We start from the raw sequence: 17299 nt of genomic DNA, 5'->3' as shown, positions 1-17299 counted from the left end.
TGCGGCTGTACGGAATAGTTTTGTAATTTTGCAGTCAAATGAAAAAAATTGCTTTTTATACACTCGGCTGCAAACTCAACTTCTCCGAAACCTCCACCCTGGCCCGCATCCTGGAGCAAAAGGGGTATGAGCGCGTAGAATTTAATCAAAAGCCCGATATTTTTATCATCAACACCTGCTCGGTCACGGACAATGCGGACAAGAAATGCCGGAAAATTGTTCGGGAAGCGCAACACATCAACCCCGATGGCTATGTGGCCATTGTGGGCTGTTACGCGCAACTGAAACCGGCGGAAATTGCTACCATTCCCGGCGTGGATGCGGTTTTGGGAGCCTCCGAGAAATTTCGGCTGGCTGAATTGCTGGGAGACTTTGTGAAAGAACCGTCCGGGAAAACCGCCGTTTATAATTCGCCCATCGAAGAAGCCGTCGATTACCACGCGTCCTATTCACTCAACGACCGAACCCGCACCTTTCTGAAAGTGCAGGACGGTTGCGATTACCCCTGCGCCTACTGCACCATTCCGCTTGCCCGGGGCAACAGCCGGAGCGACACGATTGCCAATGTGGTGCGGGCCGCCCGCGAAATTGCCGCCCGCAACGTGAAAGAAATTGTGTTGACCGGGGTCAACATCGGCGATTTTGGGCAACAACCCAAAACCGGACTTGACTCTCCGCCGAAAGAAACATTCCTGCAACTGATTCAGGCTCTGGATGAGGTGGAAGGCATCGAAAGGTTCCGGATTTCGTCCATCGAACCCAATTTACTGACCGACGACATCATTGCTTTCGTGGCCCGCTCGAAACGGTTTGTCCCCCATTTCCACGTTCCGCTCCAGTCGGGTTCCAATGCGGTGCTGGCGTTGATGCGCCGTCGCTACAAGCGCGAACTCTATGCCGAGCGGGTGGCGAAAATCAAGGAGCTGATGCCTCATGCCTGCATCGGTGTCGATGTGATTGTGGGCCATCCCGGCGAAACGGACGAGGCTTTTCTGGAAACCTTTCATTTCCTGAACGAACTTCCGGTTTCGTATCTGCACGTTTTCACGTATTCCGAGCGGCCCAACACGCACGCTCTGAACCTGAAACCAGTGGTCAATCCGTCCAAACGGGCCGACCGCTCGAAAATGCTGCACAGCCTTTCCGACAAAAAAAGGCGGTTTTTCTACGAACAACAAGTCGGCCGGGAAGCCTCCGTCTTATTTGAAGAAGACATCGAAAACGGTCAGATGCTGGGCTTCACCGAAAATTACGTTCGGGTGACGGCCACCTACGATCCATTGCTCATCAACGAAACCAAACACGTTCTGCTGACGGGCCTCAACAATGCCGGGTTAATGGAAGTGACGGAAAGTGACTCGGAACCTGCCGTCGTTCATGTTCATTGAAGCATTTCTTTTAAGGGAATTAATAATTCCTTTCCAAAAAAAGAAGGTATCCGTCAAAGACAGATACCTTCATCGAGTACAACAAAACCACAGGCAACCCCTGTGGCTCTGTCAGTATATCTTGGACTAAGCGTCTACTAAGAATTCGTCGTGCTGGCTAACATCCAGACCCACTTTCTCGTCTTCCTCGCTAACCCGCAGCGGCAGAATGGCGTTGGTGATGACCAGCAGCAGGTATGAAGCACCGAAAGCGAAAACCGATACGATCACCAGGGCCATCAGGTGGATGAAGAACAATTTGGTATCACCGAAAGCCAGACCTTCGTCAACAACCGCCGAGTTAACACCTTTTGATGCGAAAATACCCGTCATCAGCATCCCGACCATACCCCCTACACCGTGGCAAGGGAACACATCCAGCGTATCATCCAGTCTTGATTTTGTACGCAGGTGAGCCACCGTGTTACTAACCAGAGAAGCGACCGTTCCGATAAAGATCGACGTCGGGATCGTTACGAAACCAGCCGCCGGGGTGATGGCAACCAGACCGACAACCGCACCAATGGCGAAACCCAAACCGGATACTTTTTTGCCTTTAGCAGCATCGAACAACACCCAGCCCAAACCAGCCGCAGCCGCAGCCGTGTTGGTGGTGGCGAAAGCCGAAGCGGCCAGGGGCGTTGCGCCTACTGCCGAACCGGCGTTGAAACCGAACCAGCCGAACCACAGTAAACCCGTACCCAGCAGAACGAAGGGAATGTTGGCAGGTGGGAAGTAGCTGGCTTCCATGTGTGATTTACGGCGTTTCAGGTACAAAGCACCCGCCAGAGCAGCCCAACCGGCCGACATGTGAACCACGGTACCACCGGCAAAGTCCAGAACACCCAGTTTAAACAGGAAACCGTCCGGGTGCCAGGTCATGTGAGCCAGGGGCGTGTACACAATCAGGCTGAACAGGATCATGAACAATACATAGGATTTGAAATTCACCCGTTCTGCCATCGAACCGGTTACGAGAGCCGGGGTAATCATGGCAAATTTTAACTGAAAGAACGCGAATACGACCAGGGGAACAGTTGCTGCCAACGGCCATGGTTTGCCATCCAGTACACCATTGAACATGAAGAAAGTGGTTGGGTTTCCGATGAAACCCCCGATGCTTTCGCCAAAAGCCAGACTAAAACCGACTACCACCCAGAGAATACTGATGACACCCATCGCAATGAAGCTTTGCAGCATCGTCGAGATGACGTTTTTGTTGTTCACCATACCTCCGTAGAAGTAGGCCAGACCGGGGGTCATCAACAAGACCAGCGCAGCGGAAACGAGCATCCAGGCCGTATCTCCCGAATTGATGCCTTCGGTGACAATTCCCTTCGGAACGGCTGGAAAAATCACACCCAATACACTGACTATCAGTAATAGGGCAAGCGGTAAGTAAGATGGTTTTTGCATGATACTTGAACGGTTTAGTTGTACATTAGGTTGAGAAAGGTCCCGAAAGACCAGTGTGGGGTTGCGTACTAAAACTTGTAGATAAAGGCCAGTCCCAGCGTCGATTGCGAGGATTTGGTAAATGCGCCGTCGCTGTCTTCAAACTGCTGGGCTTCAGCGGTATTGCTGCCACCGGGTTTGGCGTAGCTGTCGAGCCGGAACTCCGGTTTGATCAGCAGGTTGCCGTCGGCAGCCGTAATGTTACCCGTGATGGTGATCGAGTTGACACTCGTACCTTCGCCCAGATAATTGCGCAGACCGCGGGCGCCGTCTTTGTTGTCGAAATACTCGTAGCGGGCGCCCAGGCCAAATTTGCCCGTGAACGCGTAGTTCGTGTAAACTGCTACACCACTCCAGGTGGAAGTACCCGTCTTAACCGGTGCGTAGCCTTGAAAATCTTCTTTCTGTGAACCGATGGCGGCATTCAGACCCAGGTAAAATTTCTCCGTGATCTGGTACGTCGTCGTCAAATCGAATACGGAGTACATCCCTTTTACAGCTTTTCCCGTTGAATCCGGGTTGGCTTCGTTGCTCACAATCCCATTCAGGTAGACATTCCAGCCCGAAACCGGTGCAAAGAACAATTGACCAATGATGCCTTTCGCCTTGTTGTTGTCTCTCCAGCTATCGACGTTATTGACAATACCCAACATCAACGACGCTTTGTCGCTGAAAGCATAGGTACCCTTGATACCGGTGTGGTAGAAAGGACCGTTGTTGAACAGGTTCGATAAAGAATAATTGTAGTTGACCGGAGCGTCGATTACTTCGTACCCGATGTGGGTACCGAACTGACCCACCATGATCGAGAATTTGTCGGACGTCTTCCAGTTGATGTAGGCCTGCTTGATGGCCGCCAGGGACGTACCGCCCGATAGGGGTCCGATCACGTTACCATAGTTACCCAGATCAGCATTCGGACCAAAGGTCAGGTCAAGTACGGCATCGACCTTGTCAGTGCTGTACCCAATTTTGGTTTGAATGAGACCCAGAGAAATTTGACCCGCCCGCTGGTCAAAAACGCGGGCAGTACCGGCAGCCCCGAGGTTGCTACCGGAAAGAGGATTATTGAGATTACCGCTGTAAAACGAATCGATGTAGCCTGAGAAAGAAAATTTACCCTTGTTTTCGGCTTCAGGCTCTGTGGCAGCTACTTCCTGCGGCTTAGAAGTAGTTGTCGTGGCGTCCTGAGCTTTGGACAATAAGATAGAAAACGAACAACATACCAGTAAAACAGTTTTTTTCATAATTTTCTTTGGTTTGTTCGAGAATTAGCTGATTAATTAAATTGACGCACAAATATTATTACTCAATACCTAATTTGCAAGTATTTGGTAAAATTTAATCCGTTTTTCCTTAAAAATGGACTAAAATTGCCAAAAGTCACTCGAAACTAAAGCCATATTAAGTATTTTTAAGTAAAATGTACCAATATAGCATATTTTGCAAACCGACGTTATTTTGGAATAATATACAAGTTACACCTTAACATGTCATTCAATTAATTATTTGAATAGTTCTATTTTTGTCTACGATTTTAAAAATTGGGGCAAAAAAAAACCCGGATCGGTGATCCGGGTTTTTTCGGGGATATTTGGTGAGTCAATCAGGCCGCTTCGGCATGGAGCCAGGATTTTTTGGCCAGAAGCGTATCTTCTTCTTCCACATTGTCCGGATCGGGTACACAACAGTCGACCGGACAAACGGCTGCACACTGTGGCTCCTCATGGAAACCAACACATTCCGTACATTTATCAGAAACGATGTAATAAAATTCGTCGGATACCGGGGTTTGCGGATCTTTACCGTTGACTACCGTACCATCACCAAAATCGACGACATCCAATTCGGTTCCTCCGCCCCAGGTCCACTCGACGCCACCTTCGTAGATGGCCGTGTTTGGACATTCTGGTTCGCAGGCACCACAATTGATGCACTCATCTGTGATCATGATTGCCATTTGCAGGTAGAAAGTTAATGATTCGTGGGGAACGCTTTCTTCCGGGAAAGAATCGTACCTTTCGAAACGGTTGCTGGTTAATTGTGAATGTTAATTAATCAACAAATATAATTATTTAAAGTTTGACACCAAACTATAATTTAATTTTGCCCGTTCAATAGTCCGTCCAGTATCCCAAATCAGAATGAATTTAAGCGAACGCATTGCCACTTTTGTCCAGTTGGGAAATTTCTTAAAAGAAGCCCAAAATACGTCTGAATTGCCTGAAATCGCCGAAAAAGCCTATTATTCCAACCACTGGTTTACGCCGGAAAACAGCTTGAAAGCCCTGCTAGCCATTGTTGATGAATACCTGAATGAAGAAAAGTTATTGGCATGGATAAAAGGTTATAACGTCACCACTGAAACCCCTAAAAATGTGGGCGTTGTCATGGCGGGCAATATCCCCGCCGTTGGTTTTCATGATTTATTGTGTGTCTTGCTGAGTGGCCATCACCTGCTGGCCAAGCTAAGTACGCCAGATTTTGTACTTATCAATTATTTAATACAAAAAATCATTGAAATCAACCCCAAATTTGCGGATCGAATCCAGGTTATTGAGCGTTTGAACCAGGCTGATGCGTTCATCGCCACCGGCAGTTCCAATTCGGCGCGGTACTTTGAATATTATTTCTCCAAAAAACCGCACATTATCCGCCGGAACCGCTCGTCTGTCGCCATCCTGACCGGCGAAGAAACGACCGGCGATCTGGACAAGCTGGGCCACGACGCCCTCGATTATTTTGGTCTGGGTTGCCGCAACGTCTCCACGCTGTTCGTTCCGGAACACTACGATTTCATTCCGTTCCTGCAACGACTGGATCCGCTCGCTTTTCAATTCACGAGCCACCATAAATACAACAACAACTACGACTACAACAAATCGATTTACCTTATCAACGGTGTGCCACATTTCGACAACGGTTTTTTGCTCATAACCGAAAACGAAGGCCTGGTCTCACCCATTTCAACCCTTTATTACCAGACTTACGCCGATCAGGAAACCCTCACCGGCAAACTGAATGCCCTTTCCGACCGAATTCAGTGCGTGGCTTCGAAAGACGGTTTTTATCCGGCCAGTGTTCCCCTCGGCCATACGCAGCGCCCCGGTCTGAGCGATTATGCCGATGGCGTCGATACGATGGCATTTTTGCAAACCATCTAAATTTTAACAGTTCAACCAAAGAAAATTCCGGAAAAACAGCGCGTCTTCCCGGAATCCGATTCATTTACCTATCAGAATGATCAGTCTTTTTTCGAAATAAGCGAGTCGGTTTTTGCGCCCACCGGTAGTTCGGGTTTCATCGAAAATAAGGTCTGTGATGGTTTGCGGCTCAATGAAACCAGATTTTCGAAACTGGGCTTTCTTTCCGACGCCTTGTAGATCTGAACCCGGTAGTCACCGGCGGGCATACTGCTCAGGTTGAACCGGTAATACCGCTGGTAACTGTTGCTAAACTCCTGACAAACCGAATAGCCCTTCGCGTTGAGAATCTCGATCCGCAATCGTTCTTCGTGCGGGTTGTAGATGAACACCTTCAGGAAGGCTTCATACCCAACGGCTGCAGGCACAACCCTTGCCATGATGTCGGCGGTCGAGGCCCGGCGTTCCGCAGTCATCAGTCGCTTGCGGTCGTGGACAATTCTCGGGTCTTCGTTGTTGGTCGGCAGGCTCACCGTTTTGACGTGGGAGGATTGCAACTGATTGCGGGTCACTTCCGTCATTGTGGCATTCAACCGTCGTACGTTGTTCTTCGTTAGCTTGACCAGTTTGTTCGCATGAATTTCCTGGTGAATCAATTGCTTATCGGCATTGAAATACCGGATGGCCGTTCCGTTGGTGCGGTAATCCGTCGAGACTTCCCAATAACCGGGACGGTCGATTGACGTAACGTCTTCGCCAGAAGACTTCGTTTGTGCGAGTAAGGTCCCAACAGAAAGCAGGCAGAGAAGTGAACTACTAAAAATTGTTTTCATGGTGTGTGCAGAAGTTTTGTTCTGACTTCTTAGTCGCACTCTTTCCCCACGTTGGTAACATCTTGTGCAGAAAAAATTGAAAAGCGCACAATTTTCGGCATATTTGGTTCCAGCAGACTCTCCTACTCATGCGGTTTTTTGCTCGCCAGCCAACCGATTCAGACTTGATTGCCGGACTAGAAGCCGGTGGTGTTCAGCGCAGACAATGCGAGGATCGTCTGTACCAAAAATACGCCTATCTGATCGCCGACGGCGCCCGCAAACACCGTTTGGGAGAGGATGACTGCGCCAGTGCCTATTCCGATACGGTTCTCACCGTCATCGAGAATATCCTTGCAGGGCGGTTTGAAGGACGATCGGAACTCAAAACCTACATTTATCAGATTTTCACCAACAAGTGTATTGACCTGATTCGGAAAAAATCAACGCAGCGGGATCGGGTTCATGATGCCATTTCACTGGATGATTCGCTGCTGCAACTGCCCGATTCGGCCCGCTCGGTTGTGCAGCAACTCATTGCCCAAAGCGATGTCGAGCGGCTGCGTAAACTCATTGGTACGCTCGGTGAAAAGTGCCGGGAAATGATTCTGGCCTGGGGCGAAGGGTATTCTGACGAGGAAATTGCCCGGCAATTGAATTACAACACGGCTGCGGTGGCCAAAACCAGCCGGTTGCGGTGTTTAGAACGTTTGAGGGACTTATACCAATGAACGACCTGGAACGCATCGATGACTATTTTTCGGGCCGCCTGCCGGTGGAGGAACGGGCGCGATTTGAATCGTCCCTGGAAACCGATTCCGCGCTGGCCGAAGCCGTTGCTTTCTACCTGACCGCCCGGCAGGCAGCCCAAAACGAAGCCCGCGCCGACCGGAAAGCGCGCTTTGAAACGTTACGGGAAAAGTCGGGGCCGGTTCGTCAGTTGCCTGCTCGCGCCTGGCTGGCGATGGCAGCGAGTGCCATGCTCATCCTCGGACTGGGGGGCTACTGGTTGTTTCAACGTCAGACGCCGTCGGTTGCTGAAATGGCTGATCAGTATATTCAACAGAATTACAGCCAGTTGTCGACCCAGATGAATGGGGAAGCCGACAGCCTTCAAACCGGGATTGCCCGCTACAACGAAGGGAAACTACCCGAGGCCGGGGCGGTTTTCAATGATTTGCTGCAACGCAACCCCGCCGACGACCGCGCTCGGAAACTGGCCGGACTCGTCGCCCTCCGAACCGGCCAGTACAACCAGGCCATCGATCATTTCCACCGGCTGCGTGAACGCACCGACCTGTTTGCCAACCCAGGTGTGTTTCTGGAAGCCCTGACCCGACTCAAACGCGGACAACCCGACGATCTTCGTGAAGCAGAAAAGCTATTCAAAACCGTCATTGAGCAGAATCTGGAAGGAAAGACCGAAGCCGAAGTGCTGATTAAAAAACTATAAAACCGGTTTTGCCAGCCGGTTTTTTCGGTCATTGCTACCGGTCGTAAATCTCGCAAATGGCCCGTAAAATCCGGTCGGGCGGTCTTTTTTTGAGCAAATACCCCGAAGCGCCCGCGCAGATTCCTTCCATCACCCGTTCGTCCAGGTCATCGCTGGTCAGCAACAACACATCGACTTCCGGAAATTCGCGTTGCAGTTGACCGTTAGCGGTTTTTCCGAGTTCTATGGAGAGTTCAATATCCAGCAGAACCACCTGCGGATTCAGCCCGCGGAGTTGGTTTTCCAATTCCTGCGTATCCGCAAACGCGCCCAGCAAAACATAGCCCGCCGTGACGGCGATCTGACTCGACAGGGCTTTTCGAAAACTACAATCTCCCTCATAAATCACAATACGGACTGCCATACATTTCCTTGGGTTGGGTTCAATTCCTTAGTCGGCAGAAATGGGCGTGTTGGAAACAAGTTTTCGGTTTTCGGTGGCTGGCGCATAAAAAACCGCGAATAGCGTGTAAGGCGATAGACTCACCGAACACTGAAAACCGAATACCGAATACCGAATACCGTAAACCGAATACCGTAAACCGTAAGCTTGTCTGAATTTTCAGACAAGCTGTTAGCGTAATCCGGTAAAAACACGACTAAGAGGCCAACGCATACCACACCATCTTCAATATGGAAATGCAGCAACTGTGATGAATGAACTGGAACGAATCGACGATTACTTTGCAGGGCGGCTGTCACCGGAGGATCGGGATCGCTTTGAAGCCACCCTGCCCCGGAATCCGGCCCTGGCCCGCTCCGTGGCCTTTTACCTGCTGGCCCGCCAGACCGCCCGTCAGGAAACCCGGCGGATCCTGCAACCGTTGCCGGTTCGCCGATTGCCGGTGCGGATGCTGGCAGCAGTAGCCGCCTGTCTGCTTCTGCTGCTGGGCTGGTATCTGACGGTTTGGCAAACGTCCCCGTCGGCCCGCGAAGTGGCTGATCAATATCTCTCTGAACACTATGACCAACTGCCCGTTTCGCTCGATGGCCAGAGCGACAGCCTGAAAACCGGTTCTCAGTTCTATAACATGGGGGAATTCAGAAAAGCAGAAACGGTTTTTGAAACCATGCTTGAGCGGGAGCCCGCGCATCCGGAAGCACTAAAACGCGCCGGTCTTGTTTCCCTGCGGCTCAATAAATACGACCAAGCCATCGAACGGTTTCAGCGGCTTGGCCGACAAACCGATCTGTATGCCAACCCGGGTATTTTTCTGGAAGCACTCGCCCGGTTGAAACGCGGACAACCGATGGATAAAAACCGGACTAAAAAGTTGTTACTGACTGTTATTCAAGGCAATTTGGAAGGAAAGAAGGAAGCCGGGCAGTTGGTAGAGAAGATCAAGTTCAACTAACTAAATTTTTCATATCCCCATGCGTATTTTTACTCGTCTGCTCATCCTCAGCCTGGCGATTGCCTTGCCGTCCTGTCAACCACTGTTCCCGTTGTTCAGAACACTTCCGGATACCAACAAGCATGTCCCTGATCAAAACATCATTTTATTCCGAACCAGTACAAATGACGGCATAACCGTGCCGATGCCGGTCCGCTTCCAGCGCCAAATGCTTGACAGAGTGAATCAAAGCCTGCGCAATGCGGGGAAAGAGCCCGTGATAATCCGCAGTTGGTGCCCCTGCGACAGTTCATTGGTCTTATTGGAAGGAAAAGACCTGGATTTGCTGAACATCAGCGGAAAAGAAATGGCTTCCAGTACCCGACCCAGTGGAGGAGTCGAGGGAAATCCGCCGACGGGAACGGTAAGTTATGATGGTGCGTCCAACACCCTGAAATGGGAAGAACTGATCGCCGGTGGTTCACCGAATTATATTCTTACGCTGCCCTATACAGTTACCGATGGCAAAACGATCATTACCACACCCACCTTTGAACTGCCAACCACACCGACCACACAACCTTTCATTGTTGCCATCACCGATACCGGAATCCGACCCGAAAAATACCCGGCTGTCAACAACTGGTTTTGGGTAAACCCGGATGAAATCCAACAAGCGAATCAGGATAACAACGGAATGGTCGACGACCGGATCGGCTGGGATTTTGTGAACAAGGGCAAGATGCCGTTTGATAGCAATGGCCACGGCACACTGGTCGCGTCCCTTATCCATGAGCAGTTGGGCAATGCCGAGTGGGTCAATGGGCACGTACGGTTTATGTATCTCAAGACGTTTGACGCCAACGGAAAAGGAACGCTTTTTAACAATATGTGCGCCCTATCGTACGCCCGGCAGAAAGGTGCCAAAATCGTCAACGCCAGTTGGGGGTATTACAATGCCCACAAAAGTGCGCTACTGGATTACTTTCTGCGGGAACTGAAAGATAATCAGGTTCTTTTTGTGGCGGCAGCCGGTAATACATCACCGGAAATCGAAAACTCCTGGCTCAACCTGATTCCGCAATCGTCCTTTCGCAATCTGGAAATCAACCCGTTTTGGCCGGCAAATTACAGTTTGTCACACGACAATGTCATTACGGTAACGACGGTTCATCCCAAAGGAGAGTCGCCACCATCCGCTCATTCCACCCGGAATTACAATGCGTACGAAACCTGTGAAGATCAGAACCGCTCCGATCGGTTTGTGAACGCAGGCGTACTCAATATAACCCAAAAGAAGGCCGACTGCAACGTCCGGGATTTTACGAAAGAACCACCGGTATTTACCTCCGGTTCGTCGTTTGCGGCTCCGGTCTTGACGGGAAAGCTGGCAGCAAAACTGGGTCAAAACTGGCCTGGCAACCAACGTTCTGTTTTATTAGACGCCCTGGACCAGCTCCCTCCACCGGTTCCCGGGCAGCCTGTTTTGAGACGTCATGCATCACTCGAAAGTCAAATAAACAAAGGCGTGTTTATTATTCGCTAACAACGCGACAGACGTTTCAACCGCGATGCAAAACAAAATCATTCCGACGAACGCTCCCTGGTTTGGCACGCTCAAGTGTCGAATCAGGTGGCCTTCGTTTGGCTCTGCTTTATTTTTTATCTATCTGACGATCAACACATTTCAGGTTCTCGGACAATGTCCCGAACCGGAAATCATTCGGTTTCGATACGATAGTTTAATGGCAATTCAAAAAGAAAAGCAGGAAGCGGGTTTTCGCGTCCTCCTGCGTCTTTGTGACCGTTGCCGCCAAAACCGGGATTCAACCTACGCCAAAATCCTGCACCGGCTTGGCGCGCTGGCCTTTTCTAAATCCGATTTCCCGACGGCCTTAGCCTATACCCGCCGGGCCATTGAAATCAATTCCCAAAAGCGGTCGGATACCAGTCCCTCCTTTCTGACCAAAAGTATTTTTAATCTGGGAATGATTTACCTGAACCTGGAAGACGACCGAAGGGCGCGACTGGTTTTTCAGCAATTTGTTCGTCAGGGACGTTTGTATCCTGAACGCTTTGAGCAAGTTGCGCGGGCCTACTGGCATTTAGCCAATCTATTTTTCAAGGAGTCTGATTACCAGAAAAGCATTCGGCAGGCGGAATTAGGCTTTTCATTTGCCGATCAAATTAGCCACACGGAATTAATGGCAGCCAATCTGACCGAAAAAGCGAACAGCCTGAAAGAAATTGGTGAGAATGAACAGGCGTTGGCCATCATCCGACGGATCATTCGCCTGTTTGGAGATTCGCCAAAACCGTCGGTCGAAGTTGCCAATGCGTATTCGTCTTTAGCCAGCATATCGGCCCGTTTGCACCGGTACGACGAAGCGTTCAAGGCTTATGACAAAGCCTACAGCCTTCACGGACAATTTGACAATACAATCGGCCAGTCGGAAGTGACCTCCAACATCGGTTTTCTGTACGACAACTACCTGAAAGACTACGACAAAGCACTCCTCTATTACCGCAAGGCCCTGAAAACCATCGGCGACGACCAATACGGCCGCGTCCGGATCCTGAGCAACATCGGCGAAATTTACTGGCGAAAAAAGGACTACCCAACCGCCCTGAACTATTTCCAGACAGCCCTCGATACGCTGCACTTCGATGACCGGCAAAAACCGGCCGAACTGACCCGGACCATCCGGCTCACGCCCTACAAAGAATACCTGCTGACGGTGATCCAGAACAAAGCCGACACCTGGCTCGATTACGCCAAAAGCCTGCCCAAACCCACCAGAAATTTCCTTCAGGAAGCCCTGAAACGCTACCAGATTGCCGACCAGATGATCGACATCATGCGGTTCGAGCAGGCGGGTCAGCAATCGAAATTGTATTGGCGGCAGAAAACCCACAGCATGTATGAACGGGCCATTGAAACTGCTTACCGGCTGAATGACAGCGAAATGGGATTCCATTTTTTTGAAAAAAGCCGGGCGGTTTTGCTGAGCGATAAACTCAACGAACTGGGCGCCAGGCAGGAATTGCCCCCACGACAGGCTCAGCAGGAACAGGATTTTCGCCAGCGGATCAACACCATGCAAAATGCGCTCTCGGCGTTGAAACCCGGCAGCCGTACCTACGATTCAACGCGAACCGTTCTGCTGACCGAGCAGGAAAAACTGGATGCCTTTCTCAAAAAACTGGAGCAGGAAAACCCGACCTATTACCGCTACAAATTCGACAATACGGTTCCGTCACTCGCCCGACTTCAAAACTGGCTGAACGACCGGAAATCGACGCTGGTCTCGTATTTCGTCGGCGACAGTGCCCTGTATAGCCTGGCCGTTGGGCCCTCCGGCACCCAGTTGTTGCGGCAGTCCGTTCAGGACTATCAAAAGGTGGTGGGCGAATTTCTGCCGCTCTGTGCCACCGACCAGCAAAACCGGCAGTTCGGGCGGTTTTTAACGCTGAGCCATCAGGTTTACAACCAACTTCTTAAACCGCTGAACCTGACCACAGAACGCGTTATTGTTTCGCCCGATTACCACTTTATCCCGTTTGAAACCCTCAGCCAATCCGCCGACCAACCCGACTTTCTCATCAAACACCACGCGTTTAGTTACGGCTATTCGGCTACGGTTTTGCTGAAAGAAACGGAACGTTCCTCGGCGAAGAGTTCGGAATTTCTGGGCATGGCGCCGGTGCATTTCAACCAGACCCTCCGACAGGCCACGCTCGCTGGCTCCGGTCAGGTGCTGGCCAAAATCGGTGATCGGTTCAGTCATCCGACGGTTTTAACCGAACAGGCTGCAACCCGCCGGGCGTTCCGGATAATGGCCCCCAATTACCGTGTTGTTCAGTTGTTTACACACGCCGAAGCCGACAGCATTGGCCGCGAGCCGCTGCTGTATTTTGCTGATTCGACCCTGCGGTTGTCGGAACTCAGCGACGATGGTCCCTACCAGACGCAGCTCATTGTTTTATCGGCCTGTAAAACCAGTTTGGGTGTGAACCAGCAGGGCGAGGGGGTTTTCAGTCTGGCGCGCGGGTTCGCCACGCTCGGTATTCCCAGTGTGCTGACCACGCTCTGGAGTGTGGAAGATCAGGCTACCTACAAGCTAACGGAGCGGTTTTACCACCACCTCAGCGAAGGACTTCCGAAAGATCAGGCGCTTCAGCAAGCGAAACTCGACTGGTTGCAAAGCGCTTCCCGCGCCGACCAGTTGCCCTACCGCTGGGCCGGACTGATTCTGGCGGGCAACGCCGACCCGCTTCCTGCTTTCGAGACAGCCTGGTGGTGGCTGGGGGGCGGTTTCGTTGTCATTCTGGCCATCGTGCTGGGTCGGCGATTCCGCCAGCGAAGCCGAAAACCGAAAGCGGTTTATTGATACACCCGGACAAAATCGACCGTCAGCCGCTGCGGCCAGATCGATTCATCGACGCCCTTTTGCCCACCCCAGTTGCCGCCAACGGCCAGATTCAGAATGAGGTAAAACGGCTGGTCGAGCGGCCATTGTTCGTAGCTGCTGCCGGTTTCTTTTTTGGTAATCGTGAAATACGTTGCGTCGTCGATCAGGAAATCAATCTTATCCGCTGTCCAGTCGATGGAGTAGGTATGAAAATTGTCCGTGGCACCGGGAATGACTTTAATACCGGTCTTGTGGGTATTTTTGGTGTGGTTATAGGCTTCGGTATGAATGGTGCCGTGAATCTGGTTTTCGTTGAAACCGACGTGTTCCATGATGTCGATTTCGCCGTCGAGCGGCCATTTCAGGGGCGTTTTCGCGCTGAGCATCCAGATCGCAGGCCAGGTTCCGCGCCCTTTCGGCAGCTTCGCCCGTACGTCGATTCGTCCGTATTTCCACTCGGCAATCCTTTTCGTAATCAGTTTCGCGGAGGTGTAATCGCGGTTTTCGTGTTTTTCCTTCCGGGCTTCGATGATCAGAAAACCGTTCTCGACGCGGGCATTTTCCGGGCGGGATGCACGGTAAAATTGCAGTTCGTTGTTTCCAAAACCGCTGCCGCCCACGTCATACGCCCATTTGCCGGGGTCGGGCAACCCGGTTTTGTCGAATTCGTCGGACCAGACGAGCTTGCGTTCGGCGACGGTTCCGGCCGGTTCGGGGAAATTACAGGCGGTTAAGATGGCAATGGCGACGGTTGAAAGGATCGTTTTCATGGGTTCAGGAATCGGTTGATAAACTTATTGCCCCTAAAGTCTTGGGGAACGCCCAGGTCAAAAATTGCGGCATCACCTGCCCCCAGGTTTCGGGGTCGTGCCGACCGTCTTTTACCTCCACATACTGCACATCGCGGCCCCAGCGAAAACCCCGGCGCTCGACTTCGGCAATCAGGTCGAGGGTGTCGGCAATGGAGTCGATAATGCCGTCGTGGTCACGGTCGTCGGTTTCGTCCAGGGTTCCGGTCTGAAACCAGAATGTCGAACCGGCTGGCGGTTTTGTTTTGCGAATCTGTGCGTGCATAATCCGGTCAGTATCATCCGAATAGCCATCGTTCAGTCCGCGTTGCCGCCACCAGAACGAACCCGAAAACACCCCGGCTTTTCGGAACAGTTCCGGGCGATGCCAGACCAGATCGAAAGCCGACAGCCCTCCGAGCGAAAAACCGGCAAAAACCGACTGATTCGGATCTGTCGAAACCCGGTATCGTTTCTGCACGTAGGGGAGTAATTCGTGAACGACAAAGTCAGCATAAGCACCGGCTTTGGCACCGCGGTGGAGATAATCGGCCTGCGCGGCCACACCGTATTCCTGAATCCGGTCTCCACAATGAATGGCCACCAGAATGAACGGCTGAATAGCATTCCGGTGGTACAGTGCATCCAAAACCGCGATCATTCGAAGTCGTTCCAGGTCCTGCCCATCGTTGAGATACAGAACCGGAAAGGACTCGTTTGTATCCGCGTATTCTTTCGGCAAAACGACATCCAGCCGGACGCCCCGGTTCAGGTAAACCGATACCAAACCGGTGTCTGCCTGGCTTGTTACCCCATCGGCAAGCGAAGCTATTTCACCAACTCTACTCATTATAAGACCGTTACAGCGTGTTCACCATTCCTTCATTCCGCAAAGGACCTACCGGATTTTAATGGCTAAGTACCCCAAAATTACGGACAGTTTTCGTGGAAATTCGTAAATATGGTTATCTTTCCTCCGGAATCATCAACAAATAACCAACCGATATTTTGCAGGAACACTACAGAAAATGGTATTCGCGACATCTGGGTCGCGACATTGAAATGCTGGTTTACGGCGACTGGGGGTATCCCGTACTCCTTTTTCCCACCACAATGGGGCGGTATTACGAAGCCAAAGACTTTAAACTGATCGAATCCGCCCAGTGGTTTATCGACAACCGGAAAATTAAAATCTATTGCATCGACAGCATCGACCGGGATAGCTGGTATGCCAAACACCTGCATCCATCCGTCCGGATTCAAAACCACATCTGGTACGACAAAATGGTGAATGAAGAGCTGGTTCCGTGGATTCAGCACGAGTGTCAGGTCGGAAAAATCGCGGTGGGCGGGTGCAGTTTCGGCGGTTTTCAGGCGCTCAACTTCGCCTTCCGCCACCCCGACAAAGTGGCGCACCTCTGGTCGATGGGTGCCAAGTTCGACATCAAATCGTTTATGAGCGGGTATTACGACGACAACGTCTATTTTAACAACCCGCCGGATTACATTCCGAATGCTCACAACGATCAGTTTTATCAGATGAAAATCATTCTGGGGACGTCGGAGCATGATTTCTGCAAACCGGATAACTATGCGATGTCGGGCATCCTGAACCGCAAAGGCATTCACCACTGGCTCGATGTGCGGCCCTGGGGCGCGCATGACTGGCCCGTCTGGCGCGAAATGTTTCCGCATTATCTGTCACAGGTGTAAAGGCGGTTTACGGTATTCGGTTTACGGGGGCTGGCGCGTGCTTATTGAATGAATATCGAATACGGAATATCGAATTTTGAATAACGAAAGAACAAATACGGCATGTATCAGTCCGGTGAGGGAACCACACCGAAAACCGTAAACCAAAAACCGTAAACCGCAAACCAAAAACCGTAAACCGCAAACCAAAAACCACCTTCCGCTTTGAAATACGGCTATATCGAAAACCAGCGCCCGCTACCGGAGGCTTTGCAACAGCTTCGGACGTATCTTGAGGAAGTTCCGGTGCGTCTGCGGAACTTCAGTGAGGAGGAATTAACCTTCCGAAATCCAGGAAAATGGTCGAAGAAGGAAATTCTGGGGCATTTGATCGATTCGGGGCTCAACAACCTCAAGCGGTTTACGGATGCGCAGTTTATGCCGTCGCCGTTTGTGGTCCAGCGGTATAACCAGAACCAGTCGGTGGTGTTGAACCACTACCAGCAACTCCCGCTGGAACATTTACTGACGTACTGGCAATCGTTGAATCGACAAATTTTGTATGTTACCGAAAATATACCGGAGGAAACCCTTCAAAAGCCGGTCATACCGCCTGATGATTCTCCAACGGTTACCCTGTTGTGGCTCATCGACGATTATGTGGCGCATCTGGGGCATCATTTCAAACAATTCCAGTAAGCATACCCTTTATTCCGTTACGACCGATTTTGATCCTTTAAAACG

At 51.1% G+C, this 17299-nt stretch carries 16 protein-coding genes; 9 read left to right on the top strand and 7 right to left on the bottom strand.

Translation table 11 applies throughout. From position 1 onward, the window contains the following. Positions 1-38 precede the first annotated feature (38 nt). The gene (mtaB, locus tag ACO064_RS30135; protein WP_421830878.1) at positions 39-1388 is read left to right on the top strand and encodes a tRNA (N(6)-L-threonylcarbamoyladenosine(37)-C(2))-methylthiotransferase MtaB; all 1350 of its coding nucleotides are present in this window, start codon (positions 39-41) and stop codon (positions 1386-1388) included. Positions 1389-1514: 126 nt separating this feature from the next. On the opposite strand, the gene ACO064_RS30130 is transcribed toward mtaB, so the two are convergent. From ACO064_RS30130 to ACO064_RS30120, 3 genes are all read right to left on the bottom strand, one after another. Then, on the bottom strand, positions 1515-2843 hold the full coding sequence (locus ACO064_RS30130; protein ID WP_421830877.1) for an ammonium transporter: 1329 nt from the start codon (positions 2841-2843) through the stop codon (positions 1515-1517). Positions 2844-2911: 68 nt separating this feature from the next. After that, the gene (locus tag ACO064_RS30125) at positions 2912-4129 is read right to left on the bottom strand and encodes a porin (RefSeq protein ID WP_421830876.1); all 1218 of its coding nucleotides are present in this window, start codon (positions 4127-4129) and stop codon (positions 2912-2914) included. Positions 4130-4488: 359 nt separating this feature from the next. Then, positions 4489-4842: a 4Fe-4S dicluster domain-containing protein gene (locus ACO064_RS30120; RefSeq protein WP_114406544.1), complete on the bottom strand. Its 354-nt coding sequence runs from the start codon at positions 4840-4842 to the stop codon at positions 4489-4491. Between the two features lie 184 nt (positions 4843-5026). Here ACO064_RS30120 and ACO064_RS30115 point away from each other — a divergent pair, with 184 nt between their 5' ends. Next, positions 5027-6046 (top strand): acyl-CoA reductase, encoded by a 1020-nt coding sequence (locus tag ACO064_RS30115; protein WP_421830875.1) that lies wholly within the window; start codon positions 5027-5029, stop codon positions 6044-6046. Positions 6047-6126: 80 nt separating this feature from the next. Here ACO064_RS30115 and ACO064_RS30110 read toward each other — a convergent pair whose 3' ends face one another. Beyond that, on the bottom strand, positions 6127-6858 hold the full coding sequence (locus ACO064_RS30110) for a hypothetical protein (protein WP_421830874.1): 732 nt from the start codon (positions 6856-6858) through the stop codon (positions 6127-6129). 164 nt (positions 6859-7022) lie between these two features. On the opposite strand from ACO064_RS30110, the gene ACO064_RS30105 reads away from it, so the two are divergent. Both ACO064_RS30105 and ACO064_RS30100 read left to right on the top strand, forming a co-directional pair. Next, positions 7023-7568 carry an RNA polymerase sigma factor gene (locus ACO064_RS30105; RefSeq protein ID WP_421830873.1) on the top strand — a complete coding sequence of 182 codons (546 nt, stop codon included), beginning with the start codon at positions 7023-7025 and terminating at the stop codon, positions 7566-7568. Then, on the top strand, positions 7565-8290 hold the full coding sequence (locus ACO064_RS30100) for a hypothetical protein (RefSeq protein ID WP_421830872.1): 726 nt from the start codon (positions 7565-7567) through the stop codon (positions 8288-8290). The genes ACO064_RS30105 and ACO064_RS30100 overlap by 4 nt, the downstream gene beginning before the upstream one ends. Positions 8291-8324: 34 nt before the next feature. On the opposite strand, the gene ACO064_RS30095 is transcribed toward ACO064_RS30100, so the two are convergent. Beyond that, positions 8325-8693 carry a response regulator gene (locus ACO064_RS30095; protein WP_421830871.1) on the bottom strand — a complete coding sequence of 123 codons (369 nt, stop codon included), beginning with the start codon at positions 8691-8693 and terminating at the stop codon, positions 8325-8327. 289 nt (positions 8694-8982) lie between these two features. Between ACO064_RS30095 and ACO064_RS30090 the strand changes: the two genes are divergently transcribed. Genes ACO064_RS30090 through ACO064_RS30080 form a run of 3 tightly spaced genes read left to right on the top strand, consistent with a single transcriptional unit; the run spans position 8983 to position 14054 of the window. After that, positions 8983-9684, top strand: coding sequence for a tetratricopeptide repeat protein (locus ACO064_RS30090; RefSeq protein ID WP_421830870.1), 702 nt, complete (start codon positions 8983-8985; stop codon positions 9682-9684). Between the two features lie 19 nt (positions 9685-9703). Continuing rightward, positions 9704-11209, top strand: coding sequence for a S8 family serine peptidase (locus ACO064_RS30085; RefSeq protein ID WP_421830869.1), 1506 nt, complete (start codon positions 9704-9706; stop codon positions 11207-11209). 25 nt (positions 11210-11234) lie between these two features. Continuing rightward, positions 11235-14054, top strand: coding sequence for a CHAT domain-containing protein (locus tag ACO064_RS30080; protein ID WP_421830868.1), 2820 nt, complete (start codon positions 11235-11237; stop codon positions 14052-14054). Here the strand turns inward: ACO064_RS30080 and ACO064_RS30075 are convergent. Both ACO064_RS30075 and ACO064_RS30070 read right to left on the bottom strand, forming a co-directional pair. Continuing rightward, on the bottom strand, positions 14048-14845 hold the full coding sequence (locus ACO064_RS30075; RefSeq protein WP_421830867.1) for a glycoside hydrolase family 16 protein: 798 nt from the start codon (positions 14843-14845) through the stop codon (positions 14048-14050). The genes ACO064_RS30080 and ACO064_RS30075 overlap by 7 nt on opposite strands. A gap of 4 nt (positions 14846-14849) precedes the next feature. Beyond that, positions 14850-15713: an alpha/beta hydrolase gene (locus ACO064_RS30070; protein ID WP_421830866.1), complete on the bottom strand. Its 864-nt coding sequence runs from the start codon at positions 15711-15713 to the stop codon at positions 14850-14852. A 158-nt stretch (positions 15714-15871) separates the two neighbouring features. Here ACO064_RS30070 and ACO064_RS30065 point away from each other — a divergent pair, with 158 nt between their 5' ends. Continuing rightward, positions 15872-16576: an esterase family protein gene (locus ACO064_RS30065; RefSeq protein ID WP_421830865.1), complete on the top strand. Its 705-nt coding sequence runs from the start codon at positions 15872-15874 to the stop codon at positions 16574-16576. A 204-nt stretch (positions 16577-16780) separates the two neighbouring features. Continuing rightward, entirely contained in the window at positions 16781-17254 is a 474-nt protein-coding gene (locus ACO064_RS30060; protein WP_421830864.1) for a DinB family protein, read from the top strand. Positions 17255-17299: the final 45 nt, after the last annotated feature.

Origin of the sequence: Larkinella sp. (genome assembly GCF_965227735.1) — a bacterium.
Taxonomy (GTDB): Bacteria; Bacteroidota; Bacteroidia; order Cytophagales; family Spirosomataceae; genus Larkinella.
Note: the sequence above shows the minus strand (reverse complement) of the source record. Positions and strands in the feature narration are given on the sequence as shown.

What these genes read in the sequence shown, in the direction of transcription:
- mtaB (WP_421830878.1), top strand. Translation starts at nt 39, where the DNA reads ATGAAAAAAATTGCTTTTTATACACTCGGCTGCAAACTCAACTTCTCC.
- ACO064_RS30130 (WP_421830877.1), bottom strand. Translation starts at nt 2,843, where the DNA reads ATGCAAAAACCATCTTACTTACCGCTTGCCCTATTACTGATAGTCAGT.
- ACO064_RS30125 (WP_421830876.1), bottom strand. Translation starts at nt 4,129, where the DNA reads ATGAAAAAAACTGTTTTACTGGTATGTTGTTCGTTTTCTATCTTATTG.
- ACO064_RS30120 (WP_114406544.1), bottom strand. Translation starts at nt 4,842, where the DNA reads ATGGCAATCATGATCACAGATGAGTGCATCAATTGTGGTGCCTGCGAA.
- ACO064_RS30115 (WP_421830875.1), top strand. Translation starts at nt 5,027, where the DNA reads ATGAATTTAAGCGAACGCATTGCCACTTTTGTCCAGTTGGGAAATTTC.
- ACO064_RS30110 (WP_421830874.1), bottom strand. Translation starts at nt 6,858, where the DNA reads ATGAAAACAATTTTTAGTAGTTCACTTCTCTGCCTGCTTTCTGTTGGG.
- ACO064_RS30100 (WP_421830872.1), top strand. Translation starts at nt 7,565, where the DNA reads ATGAACGACCTGGAACGCATCGATGACTATTTTTCGGGCCGCCTGCCG.
- ACO064_RS30095 (WP_421830871.1), bottom strand. Translation starts at nt 8,693, where the DNA reads ATGGCAGTCCGTATTGTGATTTATGAGGGAGATTGTAGTTTTCGAAAA.
- ACO064_RS30090 (WP_421830870.1), top strand. Translation starts at nt 8,983, where the DNA reads ATGAATGAACTGGAACGAATCGACGATTACTTTGCAGGGCGGCTGTCA.
- ACO064_RS30085 (WP_421830869.1), top strand. Translation starts at nt 9,704, where the DNA reads ATGCGTATTTTTACTCGTCTGCTCATCCTCAGCCTGGCGATTGCCTTG.
- ACO064_RS30080 (WP_421830868.1), top strand. Translation starts at nt 11,235, where the DNA reads ATGCAAAACAAAATCATTCCGACGAACGCTCCCTGGTTTGGCACGCTC.
- ACO064_RS30075 (WP_421830867.1), bottom strand. Translation starts at nt 14,845, where the DNA reads ATGAAAACGATCCTTTCAACCGTCGCCATTGCCATCTTAACCGCCTGT.
- ACO064_RS30070 (WP_421830866.1), bottom strand. Translation starts at nt 15,713, where the DNA reads ATGAGTAGAGTTGGTGAAATAGCTTCGCTTGCCGATGGGGTAACAAGC.